At 49.3% G+C, this 745-nt stretch carries 1 protein-coding gene; it reads right to left on the bottom strand.

Annotation, left to right across the window (positions count from 1 at the left end; all coding sequences use genetic code 11):
• On the bottom strand, window positions 1-745 hold a 745-nt coding region (locus tag R7Q11_RS25995), incomplete at both ends, for an MATE family efflux transporter (protein ID WP_225466979.1).

The raw sequence follows: 745 nt of genomic DNA, 5'->3' as shown, positions 1-745 counted from the left end.
ATGTTCAACATACGCAACCAAATCGCGCAGCACAAAATCATCACCGCAGGGGCTGCGAGTGGGTAAAGCTCAGGGTTGTCCAAATTCAATGCTGCAATGATCAACTCACGATTAAGAAGCAACAGTGCGCCGATGGAAATACCAAACACAAAGACTGCTTTGATAAAGAATTTTGCCATGTGCTCAGCTTGCTCAAAGGCATCGCGCCCCAAGGATTGACCAATCATCACAGAGCACGCCACAGAGATCCCAAAGAAAATCGAGTAACAGAGTGATTCAAATGGGCCGAGCATACTAAATACTGCCAATTCGGTTGTCCCCATGTGGCCAAAAATCATCTGATAAACCATGGTGCCGATTGCCCAAAGTAATGCACCTAGCGTCATTGGCAGCGCAAGACGACGATAAGACAGCCACAGCGAAGGGCGTTCAGAGCCTTCTTTTACTTCCAGCAACCAGTGCTTCTGCCAACGCATGTAGGCAATCATGGCGAGTACTTGGAACAAACGAGAAATGGTCGTAGCGAATGCCGCACCAGCGACCCCCATTGCTGGGATGCCAAAGCCGCCTTTGATTAACCAGAAATTCAAACCAATATTAAGGACGATGGTCATTGCACCCATTAATAGCGGAGTGACGGTGTCTCCCGAGGAGCGCATGCTGGCTTCGAGCACGATGACGATATGCGTAAGCAACAGCACCGGAAACGCATACCACAAGTAAGTCGCACCCAACTCAATCACTC

This window comes from Vibrio sp. 970 (assembly GCF_033339075.1).
Note: the sequence above shows the minus strand (reverse complement) of the source record. Positions and strands in the feature narration are given on the sequence as shown.